This window comes from Achromobacter sp. ACM02 (genome assembly GCF_014851605.1).
In the GTDB taxonomy this organism is placed as follows: domain Bacteria; phylum Pseudomonadota; class Gammaproteobacteria; order Burkholderiales; family Burkholderiaceae_B; genus Achromobacter; species Achromobacter aegrifaciens.
Map to the genome: position 1 here is coordinate 111,889 of NZ_JACUZY010000004.1, position 15,948 is coordinate 127,836.

Here is a 15,948-nt window from a genome sequence, read left to right on the forward strand (position 1 = left end):
CCGCTCCATCCCGGGATGGAGCGGCGCGTTTTTTCTCGCCTTGTCTGCGCGCCGCAACGGCGCGCAAGCTGGATCAGGCCGAGGCTTCGACGCGGTTGGCGTCCAGCACGGTCATCGCGGTCATGTTGATGATGCGGCGCACGGTGGAGCTGGAGGTCAGGATGTGCACCGGCGCGTTGGCGCCCAGCAGGAACGGACCCACTGCAACGTTGCCGCCTGCGGCGGTCTTCAACAGGTTGTAGGCGATGTTGCCCGAGTCCACGTTCGGGCACACCAACAGGTTGGCCTCGCCCTTGAGCGAAGACGAAGGCAGGATGCGCATGCGCAGCGCTTCGTCCAGCGCGCAGTCGCCGTGCATTTCGCCGTCGATCTCGAGTTCCGGCGCGGCCTGGCGCACCAGTTCCAGCGCGCGGCGCATCTTCGCGCCCGAGGCCGAACTGCCCGAACCGAAATTCGAGCGCGACAGCAGCGCGACCTTGGGCGCCAGGTTCATGCGGGCCATTTCCTGCGCCGCCATCACCGTGAACTCGGCGATCTGCTCGGCCGAAGGTTCATCGTTGACGTGCGTGTCCACCAGCACCACCGTGCGCTCGTTGAGCAGCAGGATGTTCATGGCGGCATACACGTTGTGGCCGGGACGGCGGCCGATGACCTCGTCCACGAAGCGCAGGTGGTCGTGGTACGCGCCCACCGTGCCGCAGACCATGCCGTCGGCGTCGCCCAGGTGCACCATCATCGCGCCGATCAGGGTCAGGCGGCGGCGCATTTCCACGCGCGCCATTTCCTTGGTGATACCGCGACGGCACATCAGTTCCCAGTACGTGGTCCAGTACTGGTGGAAGCGTTCGTCATATTCCGGGTTGGTGACTTCGACGTCCTCGCCCAGGCGCAGGCGCAGGCCGAACTTCTCGATGCGCGACAGCAGGACCGCGGGACGGCCCACCAGGATGGGACGGGCCAGGCCTTCATCGACGATCACCTGCACCGCGCGCAGCACGCGCTCGTCTTCGCCTTCCGTGAACACGATGCGAGACTTGCCGCCTTCGCGCACGATGCGCTTGGCCGCCGAGAACAGCGGCTTCATGAAGGCGCCCGAGTGGTACACGAACTGCTGCAGCTGCTCTTCGTAGGCTTCCAGGTCCGCCAGCGGACGCGTCGCCACGCCGCCTTCCATCGCGGCCTTGGCCACCGCCGGGGCGATGCGCACGATCAGGCGCGGATCGAAGGGCTTGGGGATCAGGTATTCAGGGCCGAACGAAATGTCGTAGGTGCCATAGGCCGCCGCCACGACTTCGTTCTGCTCTTCTTCCGCCAGCTCGGCGATGGCGTACACCGCCGCCTTTTCCATTTCACGGGTGATGGTGGTGGCGCCCACATCCAGCGCGCCGCGGAAAATGTACGGGAAGCACAGCACGTTGTTGACCTGGTTCGGATAGTCCGAACGGCCGGTCGCCATGACCACGTCGTCGCGCACCGACTGCGCCACTTCCGGCAGGATCTCGGGCGTGGGGTTGGCCAGCGCCAGGATCAGCGGACGCGGACCCATGGCCGCGACCATTTCGGGCTTGAGCACGCCGCCCGCCGACAGGCCCAGGAACACGTCGGCGCCCTGGATCACTTCGGCCAGCTTGCGGGCGTCGGTCTTTTGCGCGAAGCGCGCCTTGTCCGGATCCATCAGCACCGTGCGGCCTTCATAGACCACGCCTTCGATGTCGGTGACCCAGACGTTTTCCAGCGGCAGGCCCAGGTCCACCATCAGGTCCAGGCAGGCCAGCGCGGCCGCGCCTGCGCCCGAGGTCACCACCTTGACCTGCTTGATGTCCTTGCCCACGACCTTCAGGCCGTTGATGAAGGCGGCCGAAACGGTGATGGCCGTGCCGTGCTGGTCGTCATGGAAGACGGGGATCTTCATGCGCTCGCGCAGCTTGCGCTCGACGGTAAAGCACTCCGGCGCCTTGATGTCTTCGAGGTTGATGCCGCCGAAGGTGGCTTCCAGGCCCGCGATGATCTCGACCAGTTTGTCCGGGTCGGTCTCGTTGATTTCGATGTCGTACACGTCCAGGCCGGCGAACTTCTTGAACAGCACCGCCTTGCCTTCCATCACCGGCTTGGAGGCCAGCGCGCCGATGTTGCCCAGGCCCAGCACCGCGGTGCCGTTGGTGATCACGCCCACCAGGTTGCCGCGGCCGGTGTACCGGTACACATTGGCCGGATCGGCCACGATTTCTTCACAGGCCGCCGCCACGCCAGGCGAGTACGCCAGGGCCAGGTCGCGCTGGTTGACCAGCGGCTTGGACGCCACGACGGAGATCTTCCCCGGGGTGGGGAACTCGTGATAGTCCAGTGCTGCCTGGCGATCCGATTGCGTATTCATGGGGCTGAGCCTCCTAGTCTTGATATAGGAAAAATTCTAGGCTCCAATACATAAGCAGATCATTCAACTTTAATATCGTCCCATAATCTTTACCTTATGCATCGCCTATGACAGCCTTTGATCCGGACCTGGTTATCCGGAAACTGACCTCGCGGCTGAAGATGCGCCACCTGGTGCTGCTGCTGCAGATCGAGCAGCACGGCTCGCTGACCCGGGTGGCCGAGCACATGGCCACCAGCCAGCCAGCCGTGACCAATGCCCTGGCCGAACTGGAAAGCATGTTCGACGTGCCCCTGTTCGAACGCTCGGTGCGCGGCATGACGCCCACGCCGCTGGGCGCGGTGGTGCTGGCCCGCGCCCGCGCCCTGGTCCACGACCTGGGGCATCTGGTCCAGGAAATGGAGGCCGTGGCGGCCGGCCACGCCGCCCATTTGCACATCGGCGTCATCCCCTTCGTGTCCGGCCAGATGCTGTCGTCCGCCATCAGCCGCACCCTGCCCCAAGGCCGCCGCATCACCGCCACCATCCACGAAGGCCAGGGGCCGGCGCTGCTGCGCCAGCTGCGCGACCATACGCTGGACATGGTGGTGGGCTGGGCCACTCCCTCGGTGGACATGGACAACCTGGGCTTCGAGGTGCTGTACCACCAGCAGCCGCGCCTGATCGCCAGCCGCAGATTGGCGGCCCGCCTGGGCCGCTCGCGGCTGGAATGGAACCGGCTGGCCGACCTGGACTGGATCCTGGGCACGCCGGACAGCCCGATCCGCGAACAGGTGTCCGAGATCTTCCTGCGCGCCGGGCTGGCGCCCCCGACGCCGTCGGTGCAAAGCGACTCGTCCAAGCTGATCGGCGAAATGATCGTGGCCAGCGACCGCGCCGTCGCCATCCTGCCCGCAGACATCGCCGACGAGCTGGTGCGCATCGCCGGCGCCGCCATCGTGCCGTATTCCTTCGACTGGACCCTGCCGCCGATCGCGCTGTTCACGCGCGCCGAGGGCCTGCGCCGCAACGTCGACGCGCTGTTCGCCGCCGCGCTGCGCGAGGCCTACACCAAGGGCGCGCGCCTGCCCGCCTGATCCGCGCGGCAGGAAAATTGCCAACAAATGCAAATACGCTCGCGCCGCGGCGGCGCGCCCTCCTATACTTCCCGCGCCAAGCAACAAGCAGGAGGGCACGCAGTTTGTTCACACTTCCGCCTATCAACCCGGGCCGCGGCGCAATCGCCCTCCTCACCCTCGCCGCGCTTGCCGGATTGTCCGGCTGCAATTCGCTGCTGAACGAAGGCACGGGCGCCGCGGCCGGTATCGCCGGCACCGCCATCGCCAACAAGGTCACTGACAACGCCACCGTCGCCACCGGCATCGGCCTGGGCGTGCAGGCCGGCGCCAAGGCCGCGCTGGCCTACGCCCAGCGCAAGACGCGCGGCGAAGAACAGGACGCCATCGCCATGGCCGCCGGTCCGCTCGCGGTGGGCAAGGTGGCCAACTGGCAGGTCAAGCACCAGCTGCCCATCGAAAGCGACGCGCAGGGCCAGGTCACGGTCAGCCGGCTGATCGGCGGCGTGAACCTGGAATGCAAGGAAGTGGTCTTCTCCATAGACACGCCGGCCGACAAGGCTGGCGTCGATCCGCAACGCGAGTTCTACGTCACCACCGTGTGCCGCGACGGCGAGCACTGGCGCTGGGCCAGCGCCGAGCCCGCCACGGCCCGCTGGGGCTCGCTGCAGTGAGGCGCGCCGCAAGCCTGCTGGCGCTGGCCGCCTGCCTGGGCCTGGCCGGCTGCCAGAGCTCCTCGATCGGCGGCGCGGCGGGCGCCGTGGTCGGCACCGTCAGCGGCGCAGCCACCGCCAATCCGGTGGCGGGCTACGCCATTGGCGTCACGGTCCAGGCGGCGGTGGATGCCACGGTGAAATACGTGCTGCGCGAGTGGAAGAACGACCAGCAGAACGTCATGGCCAACGCGGCGGGCGCCCTGCCCATCGGCCAGGTGCGCCAGTGGGAAATCCGCCAACCGCTGTCCATAGGCAACGAGCGCGGCGGCATCCAGGTGGTGCGCGACATCGCCACGCCGCTGACCCATTGCCGCGAGGTGCTGTTCACGGTGGAGCAGAAGGACGCACCCGCGCCCGCCTACTCCAGCATGATCTGCCAGCAGCCTGGCGGCCAGTGGAAGTGGGCCGCGGCCGAGCCCGCGGTGGCACGCTGGAACGGGCTGCAATAGCCTGAGCGCCGGGCCGCTGGCCTCTTGATCGCGCCGGGGCGGGCGGGTGATACTGCCTGCAAGCCCCTTGCCCCAGACTCCCCATGAACTCAGGCCAGTTCGTCATGCAGCGCAGCGCCCTCGCCGGCGTGCAGGCCGTGGCCGCGCACAGCCGGCATGCGTTCGCGCGCCACACGCACGAGCAGTTCGGCATCGGCGTCATGCGCCAGGGCGCCCAGGTCTCGCATAGCGGCCGCGGCCAGGTCGAGGCCGGCCCCGGCCACGTCATCACGGTGAACCCCGGCGAAGTGCATGACGGCGCCCCCATCGGCAATGGCGAACGCGCCTGGCAGATGCTGTACCTGGACCCCGAGGTGGTGGCACAGGCCGCAGCCGAACTGGACGCAAGCGGCCTCGGCTACGAATTCGAGCACCCAGCACAGGACCGCCCCGCGCTGGCGCGGGACGTGCTGGCGCTGTATGCCCAGGCCACTGCCGGCGCGGCGCCGCTGGCCTGCGATGCGCTGCTGCTGCGCATCCTGGCGCAGGCGCGCGACCGCGATGCCGAGCGTCTGGCCCGGCCCGCGCGCGCCGCCCCAGACGCCATCCGCCATGCCCGCGCGCTGATCGACGACGACCCGGCGGCCTCGCTGTCGCTGGCCGACCTGGCCGCGGCCAGCGGCCTGAGCCGCTACCAGGTGCTGCGGGCGTTCGCCCGCGACACCGGCCTCACGCCCCACGCCTACCAGGTGCAGCGGCGCTTGCTGCTGGCGCGCAGCCTGATCCGGCAAGGCTCGGCCCTGGCCGATGCCGCGGCCGCGGTCGGCTTTGCCGACCAGAGCCACATGACCCGGCTGTTCGTGCGCGCCTACGGCGTATCGCCGCGCCGCTACGCGCTGGCCGCAAGCTGAGCCCTGCAATTTCATTCAAGACCCGGCCGCGCCCGGCCGCTTAGCCTGGGCGCCTCTCTCTGAACAGGCGTGGGTCGGGTAATGAACAATCGGATGCAGGGCTATTGCTATCTGGCGGCCGCCATGGCGCTGGTGGGCAGCACGGTAGCCGCCAGCAAGATCATCGGCACGGGCTTGCCGCCCTTCACCGCGACGGCCTTGCGCTTCGCCATCGCACTGCCCTGCTTCGCCCTGCTGATGGCGTTGACCGGCGCGCGCCTGCCGCGGCTGGCGCCGCGCGACTGGCTGCTGCTGGCCGTCCAGGCCATCGCCGGCAGCGTCGGCTACACCGCGCTGCTGATCGCCGGGCTGCAACGTGCGTCGGCGGTGGACGGCGGCATCATCCTGGGCACCTTGCCGCTGGTCTCGGCTGCCATCGCCATCCTGCTGCTGGGCGAACGCCCGGGCAAGGCCACGCTGGCCGCCATCGTCGCCGCGGCCTTCGGCGTCTGGCTGATGATGCGCCATTCGGCCGGTCAAGGCGGCGCGCGCTCGCTGGCGGGCAACGCGCTGATCCTGGGCGCGGTGCTGTGCGAAGGATTATTCATCCTGTTGAACAAGCGGCTGCGCCAGCCGGTGGCGCCGCTGGCGCTATCGACGCTCATGACGGGCTTTGGCCTGGCATTCTCGGCCGTGGCATGCGTGGCGGAAGCGCCGTGGGATCTGAACTTGCCCGCTTCGGCGGTGGCCGCGGTGGCCTACTACGCGCTGGTGCCCACCGTGGGCGGCTTCCTGCTCTGGTATGCGGGCGCGGCCCGCGTCAACGGCGCCGAAGCCGCCTTGTTCACCGCGCTGGCGCCGGTATCGGCGATAGCGCTGGCCGCCGGACTGCTGGGCGAATCCTTGGCTCCCGCGCAGCTGGCCGGCATGGCTTGCGTGCTGGGCGCGGTGCTGGCGCTGGGCGGGTCCGGGCTGCGCTCGCGCGGCCAGCGGCTACCCGCCGGACCCGCAGCCGCTGCCGACGACGCCCCCAGCGGCCCTAGCCGCGGCTGAAGGCCAGCGCAAACTCGTCGGAAAAAATATCGGCCAGCGAGCGCCGCAACGCGGCGGCGCGTTCGGCCCCGTAGGCCGCCTCGAAGCGGCGCTGCGCGTCTTTCCACAGACGCTTGGACTCCGCCAGCTTGGCGCGTCCCGCGTCTGTCAACGCCACGCGGCGGCTGCGCCCGTCCAGCGGGTCGCGCGACATCTGCACGTAGCCGTCGCGCTCCAGCGGCTTGAGATTGTGCGCCAGCGCCGAGCGGTCCAGCACCATGTTGCGCGCCAGGTCGGTCATCGACGGCGTGCCCGCGCGCGCGATATGCACCAGGATGGAATGCTGCGACACCTTCAGGCCGCAGGGAGCCAGCACCGTGTCGTACAGCTGCGAAACGCGCCGGGTCGCCTTGCGCAGCGCCGCGCCGTTGCAGATGAGCGGATCGGGTGCAACGGAAGCGGCGGAAACGGAAGGCTGTTCGTCGGGCATGGCAGGCGCAAGAAGTGGAGGACGGCGAGGACTCAACGCTACCGCCGGCGTGGAATCGAGTCTAGCGCAATCTTGACTTTTATTGGCATATGCACGTAAATATTCGAACGCCACCCAAGGGTTCCTTCCCATGTCCGCGCCACCGCCGCCCCGTCCCGCCAATGCGCGCCTGCAGGCCATGCTGCATGCGCCCATCGCCCCCACGCTGGCGCGCCTGGCGTGGCCGAACATCCTGATGATGCTGGCGCAGTCCTCCACCGGATTGATCGAGACCTGGTTCCTGGCGCGCTTGGGCACGCCGGTGCTGGCGGGCGTGGCATTGGTGGTGCCGGTGCTGATGCTGATGCAGAACATGTCGCAAGGCGCGATGGGCGGCGGCATCTCGGCCGCGGTCGCAAGATCGCTGGGCGGCGGCCGGCAGCGCGAGGCGGACCAGTTGGTGCTGCACGCCGTGGTGCTCAACGGCCTGCTGGGCCTGGCGTTTTGCGCACTGCTGCTGCTTGGCGGCCCGTGGCTTTACCGCGCGCTGGGCGCCGAGGGAGAGGCGCTAGAGGCCGCCCTGGCCTATTCCGACGTCATCTTCGGCGGCATCGTCCTGATGTGGCTGATGAACGCGTTCGCCAGCGCCATCCGCGGCACGGGCAACATGCTGGTGCCTGGCGCCGTGATCTGCGGCGGCGCCCTGCTGCTGATCCCGCTGTCTCCGTGCCTGATCTTCGGCTGGGGGCCTTTTCCCGCGCTGGGCGTGGCCGGCGGCGGCTGGGCGCTGGTGATCTACTACGCCCTGGGCGCGCTGATCCTGGGCCTGTACTGCGCCAGCGGACGCAACGCGGCGCGGCTGGTGCCCAGCCGCCTCTATCCGGGCCTGATGCGCAATATCCTCAGCGTGGGCGCCCTGGCCACCATCAATCCCCTCCTGACCAATGCCCTGGTGGCGCTGACGGCGGCCCTGGTCGGCGCCTATGCCGGCACCGCAGCGGTCGCCGGCTATGGCATCGCCGTGCGCCTGGAGTACCTGCTGATGCCCATCGCCTTCGGCTTGGGCGCGCCCATGGTGGCAATGGTGGGGTCCAACATCGGCGCGGGCCAGCCCGAACGCGCGCTGCGCATCGCCCTGACCGGCGGCGCGATGGCCTTTGTGCTGGCGGAGGCCATCGGACTGGCGGCGGCGTTCTTCCCCGAGGCCTGGCTGCGCCTGTTCGGCGCGCAGGACCACATGCTGGAAGCCGGCGCCAGCTATCTGCGCACCGTCGGTCCGGTCTACGGCTTCTTCGCCCTGGGTTTCTCGATGTACTTCGCTTCGCAGGGCGCCGGCCGCCTGAAATGGCCGCTGATCGCGGGATTCCTGCGTCTGCTGCTCGGCATCGGCGCCGGCGCCATTGTCTTGCGCCTGACGGGATCGCTGAGCCTGTTCTTCGCCATCGCGGCGCTGGCGATGTGCGTCTATGGCCTGGTCATCCTGGGCGCCGTCGCGTCGGGCTCCTGGTTCGACCGCCCGGTCCAGGGCTGGCGCCGGCTGTTCGCGCGCTCCTAGCGGTCCGGGCGCGCAGGCGCGTCGCGCAGCGCGTATTCCACCAGCGCTGCCGCGTAGGCCGGCAGCGTGTCGCGCACGCATAGCACCAGGTCGCGCGCGGCCCAATCGTCGGCCAACGCCACGCGCCGCACGCCCGCGGCCCGGCCATAACGCGCCGCCGCCACGCGCGGCACGATGGCAATGCCCACACCCTGCCCCACCATGCGGCACACGGCATCGAAACTGCGCAGCCGCACGCGGTACGACAAGGCCTTGCCGCCACGCCGCGCGTGATGGGCGATGTGTTCCTGCAAGGCGCTGCCCTCGACCAGCCCGACGAATTCCTGATCGGCCACGTCGGCCAGCAGCACCGACTGGCGGCCGGCCAGCGCGTGGTCCGGCGGCACGATCAACGTCAGGGGATCATGCCGGAAGGTCTGCGTATGCAGGCCGTGCAGATCGGCCGAATCGGCCAGCACGCCGATGTCGCAGGCGCCTGCCCGCAACGCGTCGGCGATCTCGTGGCTCAAGCGTTCTTCCAGGTCCACCGAGACGCGGGGATGGTCCTTGAGAAATGCGCCCAGCACCGGCGGCAGGTATTCGCTCAGGGCCGTGGTGTTGCACAGCACGCGCACCAACCCTTTCAGCCCCAGGCCGTAATGGTCCAGCTCGCCGCGCATGCGATCCATCTGCGCCAGCACCACGCGCGCATGGTGCGCCAGCGTGCGGCCCGCCGGCGTGGGCTCGACCCCGCGCGGCTCGCGCAGCAGCAGCGGCACGCCCAGCGTGTCCTCCATGCCGCGGATGCGTTCGCTGGCCGATGCCAACGTCATGTGGGAGCGCTTGGCCCCCGCGGTGATGGAGCCGGTTTCCTGTACGTTGAGGAACAGCCGCAGATCGGTGAGGTCGAATCGCATGCAAAAAGCGTAGCACGGCAAGCCTCAGGCTGTGCCATAGGACAACTACGCAAGATCCCGATACAAGATCCAAGGCGCTGCGGATGACAATGAACTCCCGCCCTTCCAATCCAGGGAAATCCCATGAAAACCATCATATCGCGGCGCCCCCGGGTCCATTGGCCCGCTCTTGCCCTGCTGGTCCTGAGCCTGCAAGGCTCAGGTTTGGCCGTAGCCGCCAGCCTGGACCCTCACACCACGCCAGCGCAGAAATACGCGCTGGCGCTGGAAGCCCAGACCCAGGGCGACTATGCCGCCATGACGCAGTGGCTGCGCGCGGCCGCCAGCGACGGCCACGCGCCCGCGCAGCGCATGCTGGGCATCGCCCTGCTGGGCGGCCCGACGCTCTACGGTGAGTCCCTGCGCGCCGACCTGTGCGAGGGACGGCGGTGGCTGCTGCGCGCCGCCCGCCAGGACGGCAAGGGCGCGGACGACGTCGCCTACGCCCTGTTCGGCCGTCCGCGCGACGGCCTCACCGTCCGCTGCGAGCCCGCATGAACCTCCTGGACCTGTTTCCCGGCGGCACGCCCGTGCTGCTTGCCGTCACCGTATCGGTGTTCATCCTGGCCGGCGTGGTCAAGGGCGTCGTGGGGCTGGGACTGCCCACCATCTCCATGGCCATGCTGGCGCTGGTCATGGCTCCCGCCCAGGCCGCGGCATTGCTGATCGTGCCGTCCCTCATCACCAACCTCTGGCAGGCCCGGCCTTGGGTCACGCTGCCCCAGGTGCTGCGCCGCATCGGCGCGATGCAGGCCGGCGTCTGCGCGGGCACGATAGGCGGCGCGTTATGGCTGGGTCCGCCTTCGGGACACTGGGCCAGCGTGTGCCTGGGGCTGGCCCTGGTGGCCTATGCCGCCTGGGGCCTGTTCGGCTCGCCGCCCAGGGCGCCGCAGCGCCATCAAGGGCTGGTGGGCGTATCGGTCGGCGCCATTACCGGGGTCATCACCGCGGCGACCGGCGTATTCGTCATCCCGGCGGTGCCTTATCTGCAAGCCCTGAACCTGGGCAAGGACGGCTTGATACAGGCCATGGGCATCTCGTTCACGGTGTCCACCGTGGCGTTGGCGATCGGCCTGGGCGTCACCGGCGGCTACACGCCCGAAGCCGCCGGCGCGTCCCTGCTGATGTTGCTGCCGGCGCTGGCCGGCATGGCGCTGGGCACATGGCTGCGCGGCAGGATGTCGGCGCAGGCCTTCAAGCGCTGCTTCATGGTGAGCCTGGCGCTGTTGGGCGCCTACCAGGCGGTGCAGGGCTGGACGGCCTGAGCCCGGCTCTCAGCCGGAGCGTCAGGCGGCCATCCGCCTTTCGTCCACGAAGCCGATGGACACGGACATCTCGCGCCAGCGCGCCAGTTCCTGCTGCACCGACTGGATCTTGGCGCGCGCCTGGTCGAAGGCGTCGCGCCCCAGGAACAGGTGCAGGGGCGCATATTGCGCCTGCGCCGCATTGATCAGCGTGCGCGCCATCTTGGCCGGATCGCCGTCCGCGTCGCGCGCCTGCGCATTGCGCGCCGCGAGTTCGGGCGCTTGCTCGCCGTCCGCCGTGCGCAACGCGCCCGGGTAGACCAGCGACACCCGGATGCCGAATGGCGCGGCCTCGGCGGCCAGGGCTTCGGTCAGGCCGCTGACGGCGAACTTGGCGGCGCTATAAGCGCCCCAATCGGCCCTGCCGCCATCGAAGCCCAGGATCGACGAGATGTTGAAGACGTGCCCGCTGCGCTGCGCGCGCATGCGCGGCAGGACCGCGCGGATCACGTTCAGCGTGGCAAACACATTGATGTCGAAGGTGCCTCTCAGGTCCTCGTCCGGCAGGCTATCCAGCGCGCCGCGCAGGCCATGGCCCGCGTTGTTCACCACCACGTCCAGGCCGCCGAAGGCGGCCACCGTGGCATCCACCGCGCGCTGCACCTTGCGCTCGTCGGCCAGGTCCACCGTCAGGGGCAGGAACTGCCCCTCCAGCTTGGCGCCCACCGCGTCCAGCAGCGCATCGCCGTCCTGCGAGGTCGCCGCGACCTTGTGGCCCAAGTCCAGCAGCATCTTCACCAGGACCAGGCCCAGCCCCGCGGATGCGTCCGTCACCAACCAGATTTTTTCGGTATTCATGCGATTCCCTTCCCTTGCGTGCGCTGCCGGCAATGCGCCCGGCAGCGTGGCAGAGCCAGCGCATCCGCAATGGACACGCCGTCTCGACCCTGGAAGAGATGGTAAGAATCGCGAGCCTGCGCGTACAGGCTCGTTCTTGCGTGAATCCTGCCTATTCCTGCAACGGTGTGTTCCGCTGGCGCTCAGCCCAGCGCGCTGCGGTAGTGTTCGCTGTCGAATGCGGGCGCGCTTGCCGCCTGCGGCGCTGCTGACGGTTCCTGCGCCGCGCCAGGCGTCTCGACGCCGAAGAGAGAGAGTTCCGCGTTGACCAATGCCAGTATGAAATTTGCCATGATGACTCCTAGGATTTCGCGTCCGGACCGGCGCGGGCCGCGCAGGTCTTATAGAGGACATGGATGCCATGGTGCGGGCCTGGCCGCGCGCCGTCCATTTGCTTTGTTCAATGGCGCCGATTGACGGCATGCAAGCCTGGAAGCGCCCGCAGCTGGAATGACGGATAATTCGGGTGTTTCCCGCGGCGCCGCGGGGAACGGCACAGTTTTTCCGGGCCACGTGCCCGCCCGCATTCGGAGTCAGTCATGCATCGCGGTATCGAGGCGATCGAAAAATTCATGGAATCCGTCGGCCTGGCCTGGCGCCCCGGCTCGACCGAGCGCGCCGAACTCAAAGTCAGCTACCGCATCGGCAATACCCGCCCGCTGGGCATAGACCGCACGCTGGTCGAGTTCCACTGCGATCCCAAGCGCGCCAAGGTCTGGGTGCCGGAATTCTCGCGCACCAGCTTTCACCAGTGGTTCGAGGTTCCGTACCAGGAATTCGAATTCACCCCCGGCGGCTCGATGCTGAAGATCAAGGCTCCGGCGCGCGGCAATGCCCCGCCTTACAGCGTGGGCATCAAGCCCCTGGGCTAAAGCCCTGCCGCTGCCGCCCGCGGCGGCAGCGTCCGCTACAGCTGCTTGTACATGATGGTGGTGCCGTCCAGCTTGGCGGCATCATGCGGATCGCGGCTGAATCCCGGTATCACTCCCACGGTCTGATAGCCCTGCGACGCGTACAGCGGCTCGGCGCCATCGCCCGTGCGCGTGTCCAGCGTGATCAGGCTGCGTCCCTGGCGCCGCGCCATGGCTTCCGCTTCGGCCAGCAAGGCGCGGGCCAGGCCGCGGCGGCGGAAGTCCGGATGCACCAGCAGCTTGCGCACCTCGGCGCGGTGCGGCTGATTGGGCGGCGTGTCCCAATCCAGCTGCACCGATCCCGCGACGCGTCCGTCCTGCCGCGCCACCCACAGCGCCGACTTGCCGCCGGCGACCGCCGGCAGCACCTTGGCCCGCCAGAACGCCTGCGCGTCGTCCGACGAATACGGCAGCACGAAGCTGACGCTGGCGCCGCCCTGCACGCAGGCGCGCAGCAGTTCGCCCAGCTCGGGCACGAGAGCGTCGGCGGCATCCGCTGACAGCAGGATCAATTCAGGATTCGGATGGGACATGGCAGGCTCAGACGATGAAGAGCAGATAACGGGCGCCGCAATGCGGCGGGGTTGAAAATTCGCTCGCGCCGAATAGCTGGTAGCGCAGGCAGTCGCCCTGGGAAAGGCGGTGCGCCTGCCCATCGACGGTGATGGCCAGCTCGCCGTCCAGCATCAGCAGGTGGTGTTCAAGCCCTGGCCGGGGCGACCGCTCGTAGGCGATGCGCGTACCAGGCTCCAGCTCGCACGCCAGCACCTCGCCCGCCAATTGCTGCGCGGGCGGGGACACCGAGCGGCGGCGGAATCCCGCGCTGCCGTCCACCCACACGGCCTGCGCCTGCTGCGGCACCAGCGGCACGAAGTCATCCTCGACCATCAGCATCAGGCGCGACATGGTCAGGCCATAGGCCGCGCACAACTTGCCCAGCGCGCTGGCGGTCGGGCTGACTTCGGCGTTTTCCAGGCGGGACAGGGTGGCGCGGCTGAGACCGGCGCGGGCGGCCAGCTCGTCCAGCGACCAGTTGCGCTCCTGGCGCAACGCCTTGAGCCGGGCGGCGATGCGGCCGTCCAGATCGGCCTCGGCGGTGATGTTGTTTTCCATATGAGAGAATTTCTCTCAAATACGGAAAATCGTCAAGCTTCCCAGGGGAAGGTGGCTGCCGGAACCGGCCCGCGCCGCGATTTCGGCACAATACGGGTCATGTACCTGGCCAAACCCTTGATGATGACTGCCCTTTGCCTGAGCCTGCTGAGCGGCTGCGGCTTGCCGCCGCTGGATAACCGCAGCGAATCCCATGCGCTGACGCCGGAGGCATCGCAGGACACCCCGCTGGGCCGGGCCATCGCGCCGCTTGCTGCCCAGCACCCGGGCAAGTCCGGCATCCACCCGTTGCCCGACGCCTATGACGCCTTCGCCGCCCGCATGCTGCTGGCGCGCGCCGCCGAACGCAGCCTGGATGTGCAGTACTACATCTGGCACAAGGACATGACGGGCACCATGCTGCTGGAGGCCCTGCACGAAGCCGCCGACCGCGGCGTGCGGGTGCGGCTGCTGCTGGACGACAACGGCACCTCGGGGTTGGACGAGGAGCTGTCCGCCCTGGACGCGCATCCCAACATCGAAGTGCGGCTGTACAACCCCTTCGTGCTGCGCTGGCCCAAGCCCCTGGGCTACGTGACGGACTTCAGCCGCCTGAACCGCCGCATGCACAACAAGTCCTTCACCGCCGACAACCAGGCCACCATCATCGGCGGGCGCAACGTCGGCGACGAGTACTTCGGCGCGGCCAGCGGCGTGCTCTTCACCGACCTGGACGTGCTGGCCATCGGCGCCGCGGTCAATGACGTGTCGACGGATTTCGACCGCTACTGGGCCAGCGACTCGGCCTACCCGGTCGACCGGCTGCTTAAGAAAACCGACCCCGGCGAACTGGACGAACTGGAACAGGCCGCCGCCCGGGTCGAGCGCTCTCCCGAAGCCGCCGCCTATGCCGACGCCATGCGCAAGCTGCCCTTCATCCAGCAGCTGCTGCGCGGCGAGCTGACGCTGGAATGGGCCGACACGCGCATGGTCAGCGACGATCCGCGCAAGACGCTGGGCACCGCGCCGCCCGAGGCGATGCTGCCGCATCAGCTGCATGAAATCATCGGCACCCCCACCACCGATCTCGAACTGGTGTCGCCCTATTTCGTGCCTACCGCCGTCGGCACCGAGTCCTTCGGACAGATGGCGCGCAGCGGCGTCAAGGTCAAGGTCCTCACCAATGCGCTCGAAGCCACGGACGTCGCCGTGGTGCATTCCGGCTACGCCAAGCGCCGCAAGGATCTGCTGGCCAGCGGCGTGGAACTTTACGAAATGAAGCGCATGGGCGCCGAAGTCGAGCGCAACAAGAGCATGGGCCCCTTCGGCAGCTCGGGCTCGAGCCTGCACGCCAAGACCTTCGCCGTCGACGGCAGGCGCATCTTCGTCGGCTCCTTCAACTTCGACCCGCGCTCGGCCAAGCTCAACACCGAGCTGGGCTTCGTCATAGACAGCCCCACGCTGGCGCGCCACATCGCCGACGCCTTCGACAAGGACATCCCCAAAGCCGCCTACCGCGTCTGCCTGGACGACAAGGGCCAGCTCTATTGGCTGGAACAGCGCAATGGCGACACCATCCGCCACGACACGGAGCCCGGCACGACCGTGTGGCAACGCCTGTCGGTCTGGTTCGTGTCGCTGCTGCCGCTGGAACCGCTGCTGTAGGCCGGCATGGCTACCAACCTGGACCTGTTTGGGGAGGACGGCGACGACGGCGCCGCGCAAGGCGGACGCGTCGCGCTCGGCCCGCAATCCGTGGTGCTGCGCGGTTTTGCCCTGCCGTTGGTGGACGCGCTCCTCGCGGGGGTCGATGCCGTGACCGCGCAGGCGCCCTTCCGGCACATGGAAACCCCCGGCGGCTACACCATGTCGGTGGCGCTGACCAATTGCGGACAGCTGGGCTGGACCAGCGATGCGCGCGGCTACCGCTATGCGCGCATCGATCCGCTCTCCGGCCAGCCCTGGCCCGCCATGCCCCAGGCCTTCATGCAGCTGGCGCAGGCCGCCGCGGCCGAAGCCGGTTTTCCTGGCTTCGAGCCAGACGCCTGCCTGGTCAACCGCTACGAGCCGGGCTCGCGGCTGTCGCTGCACCAGGACAGGAACGAACGCGACTACGGCGCGCCCATCGTCTCCGTATCGCTGGGCATGCCCGCCATGTTTCTCTTCGGCGGCGACCAGCGCGCGGACAAGGCCAGCCGCACGCCGCTGTTCCATGGCGACGTGGCCGTGTGGGGCGGGGTCGACCGGCTGCGCTACCACGGCATCATGCCCATCAAGGACCTGCCGCATCCGCGGCTGGGCAGCCAGCGCATCAACTTCACCATCCGCCGCGCCGGCTGAGCGCGGCATG

General features: G+C 68.7%; 18 protein-coding genes. 11 read left to right on the forward strand and 7 right to left on the reverse strand.

Annotated features, from left to right (window positions below; all coding sequences use genetic code 11):
• Positions 1-73: 73 nt before the first annotated feature.
• The gene (locus tag IB258_RS13075) at positions 74-2,374 is read right to left on the reverse strand and encodes an NADP-dependent malic enzyme (protein ID WP_054451665.1); all 2,301 of its coding nucleotides are present in this window, start codon (positions 2,372-2,374) and stop codon (positions 74-76) included.
• Between the two features lie 107 nt (positions 2,375-2,481).
• Here IB258_RS13075 and IB258_RS13080 point away from each other — a divergent pair, with 107 nt between their 5' ends.
• From IB258_RS13080 to IB258_RS13100, 5 genes are all read left to right on the forward strand, one after another.
• A complete protein-coding gene (locus IB258_RS13080; protein ID WP_054451666.1) occupies positions 2,482-3,450 on the forward strand; it encodes a LysR substrate-binding domain-containing protein in 969 nt (322 codons plus the stop codon).
• A 104-nt stretch (positions 3,451-3,554) separates the two neighbouring features.
• Complete coding sequence (locus IB258_RS13085; RefSeq protein WP_125473827.1) at positions 3,555-4,103, forward strand: hypothetical protein; 549 nt, start codon at positions 3,555-3,557, stop codon at positions 4,101-4,103.
• Positions 4,100-4,594, forward strand: coding sequence for a hypothetical protein (locus tag IB258_RS13090; RefSeq protein ID WP_119451074.1), 495 nt, complete (start codon positions 4,100-4,102; stop codon positions 4,592-4,594). Before IB258_RS13085 ends, IB258_RS13090 begins: the two co-directional genes overlap by 4 nt.
• A gap of 83 nt (positions 4,595-4,677) precedes the next feature.
• Positions 4,678-5,484 (forward strand): AraC family transcriptional regulator, encoded by an 807-nt coding sequence (locus IB258_RS13095; protein WP_054451668.1) that lies wholly within the window; start codon positions 4,678-4,680, stop codon positions 5,482-5,484.
• An 81-nt stretch (positions 5,485-5,565) separates the two neighbouring features.
• On the forward strand, positions 5,566-6,516 hold the full coding sequence (locus IB258_RS13100) for a DMT family transporter (protein WP_192352674.1): 951 nt from the start codon (positions 5,566-5,568) through the stop codon (positions 6,514-6,516).
• On the opposite strand, the gene IB258_RS13105 is transcribed toward IB258_RS13100, so the two are convergent.
• A complete protein-coding gene (locus tag IB258_RS13105) occupies positions 6,503-6,985 on the reverse strand; it encodes a MarR family winged helix-turn-helix transcriptional regulator (RefSeq protein ID WP_054451670.1) in 483 nt (160 codons plus the stop codon). The two genes, IB258_RS13100 and IB258_RS13105, sit on opposite strands and share 14 nt — an antisense overlap.
• 130 nt (positions 6,986-7,115) lie before the next feature.
• Here IB258_RS13105 and IB258_RS13110 point away from each other — a divergent pair, with 130 nt between their 5' ends.
• Complete coding sequence (locus IB258_RS13110) at positions 7,116-8,519, forward strand: MATE family efflux transporter (protein ID WP_192352675.1); 1,404 nt, start codon at positions 7,116-7,118, stop codon at positions 8,517-8,519.
• Here IB258_RS13110 and IB258_RS13115 read toward each other — a convergent pair.
• Positions 8,516-9,415 carry a LysR family transcriptional regulator gene (locus tag IB258_RS13115; protein ID WP_054451672.1) on the reverse strand — a complete coding sequence of 300 codons (900 nt, stop codon included), beginning with the start codon at positions 9,413-9,415 and terminating at the stop codon, positions 8,516-8,518. The two genes, IB258_RS13110 and IB258_RS13115, sit on opposite strands and share 4 nt — an antisense overlap.
• A 123-nt stretch (positions 9,416-9,538) precedes the next feature.
• Here IB258_RS13115 and IB258_RS13120 point away from each other — a divergent pair, with 123 nt between their 5' ends.
• Together IB258_RS13120 and IB258_RS13125 are read left to right on the forward strand one after the other, a co-directional pair.
• Complete coding sequence (locus tag IB258_RS13120) at positions 9,539-9,952, forward strand: sel1 repeat family protein (RefSeq protein ID WP_192352676.1); 414 nt, start codon at positions 9,539-9,541, stop codon at positions 9,950-9,952.
• Complete coding sequence (locus IB258_RS13125; RefSeq protein WP_054451674.1) at positions 9,949-10,719, forward strand: sulfite exporter TauE/SafE family protein; 771 nt, start codon at positions 9,949-9,951, stop codon at positions 10,717-10,719. The genes IB258_RS13120 and IB258_RS13125 overlap by 4 nt, the downstream gene beginning before the upstream one ends.
• Before the next feature lie 21 nt (positions 10,720-10,740).
• Here IB258_RS13125 and IB258_RS13130 read toward each other — a convergent pair whose 3' ends face one another.
• Positions 10,741-11,556 carry an SDR family NAD(P)-dependent oxidoreductase gene (locus IB258_RS13130; protein WP_119451080.1) on the reverse strand — a complete coding sequence of 272 codons (816 nt, stop codon included), beginning with the start codon at positions 11,554-11,556 and terminating at the stop codon, positions 10,741-10,743.
• 182 nt (positions 11,557-11,738) lie between these two features.
• On the reverse strand, positions 11,739-11,888 hold the full coding sequence (locus tag IB258_RS13135) for a hypothetical protein (protein ID WP_165867857.1): 150 nt from the start codon (positions 11,886-11,888) through the stop codon (positions 11,739-11,741).
• A 246-nt stretch (positions 11,889-12,134) separates the two neighbouring features.
• Here IB258_RS13135 and IB258_RS13140 point away from each other — a divergent pair, with 246 nt between their 5' ends.
• Positions 12,135-12,467, forward strand: a complete 333-nt coding sequence (locus tag IB258_RS13140) for a hypothetical protein (RefSeq protein ID WP_054451676.1) — start codon at positions 12,135-12,137, stop codon at positions 12,465-12,467.
• A gap of 35 nt (positions 12,468-12,502) precedes the next feature.
• On the opposite strand, the gene IB258_RS13145 is transcribed toward IB258_RS13140, so the two are convergent.
• Positions 12,503-13,039, reverse strand: coding sequence for a GNAT family N-acetyltransferase (locus IB258_RS13145; protein WP_192352677.1), 537 nt, complete (start codon positions 13,037-13,039; stop codon positions 12,503-12,505).
• Positions 13,040-13,046: 7 nt separating this feature from the next.
• On the reverse strand, positions 13,047-13,619 hold the full coding sequence (locus IB258_RS13150) for a helix-turn-helix domain-containing protein (RefSeq protein WP_054451678.1): 573 nt from the start codon (positions 13,617-13,619) through the stop codon (positions 13,047-13,049).
• Positions 13,620-13,718: 99 nt separating this feature from the next.
• Between IB258_RS13150 and IB258_RS13155 the strand changes: the two genes are divergently transcribed.
• Together IB258_RS13155 and alkB are read left to right on the forward strand one after the other, a co-directional pair.
• Positions 13,719-15,263: a phospholipase D family protein gene (locus IB258_RS13155; protein WP_119451081.1), complete on the forward strand. Its 1,545-nt coding sequence runs from the start codon at positions 13,719-13,721 to the stop codon at positions 15,261-15,263.
• A gap of 6 nt (positions 15,264-15,269) precedes the next feature.
• The gene (gene alkB, locus IB258_RS13160) at positions 15,270-15,938 is read left to right on the forward strand and encodes a DNA oxidative demethylase AlkB (protein WP_192329200.1); all 669 of its coding nucleotides are present in this window, start codon (positions 15,270-15,272) and stop codon (positions 15,936-15,938) included.
• Positions 15,939-15,948: the final 10 nt, after the last annotated feature.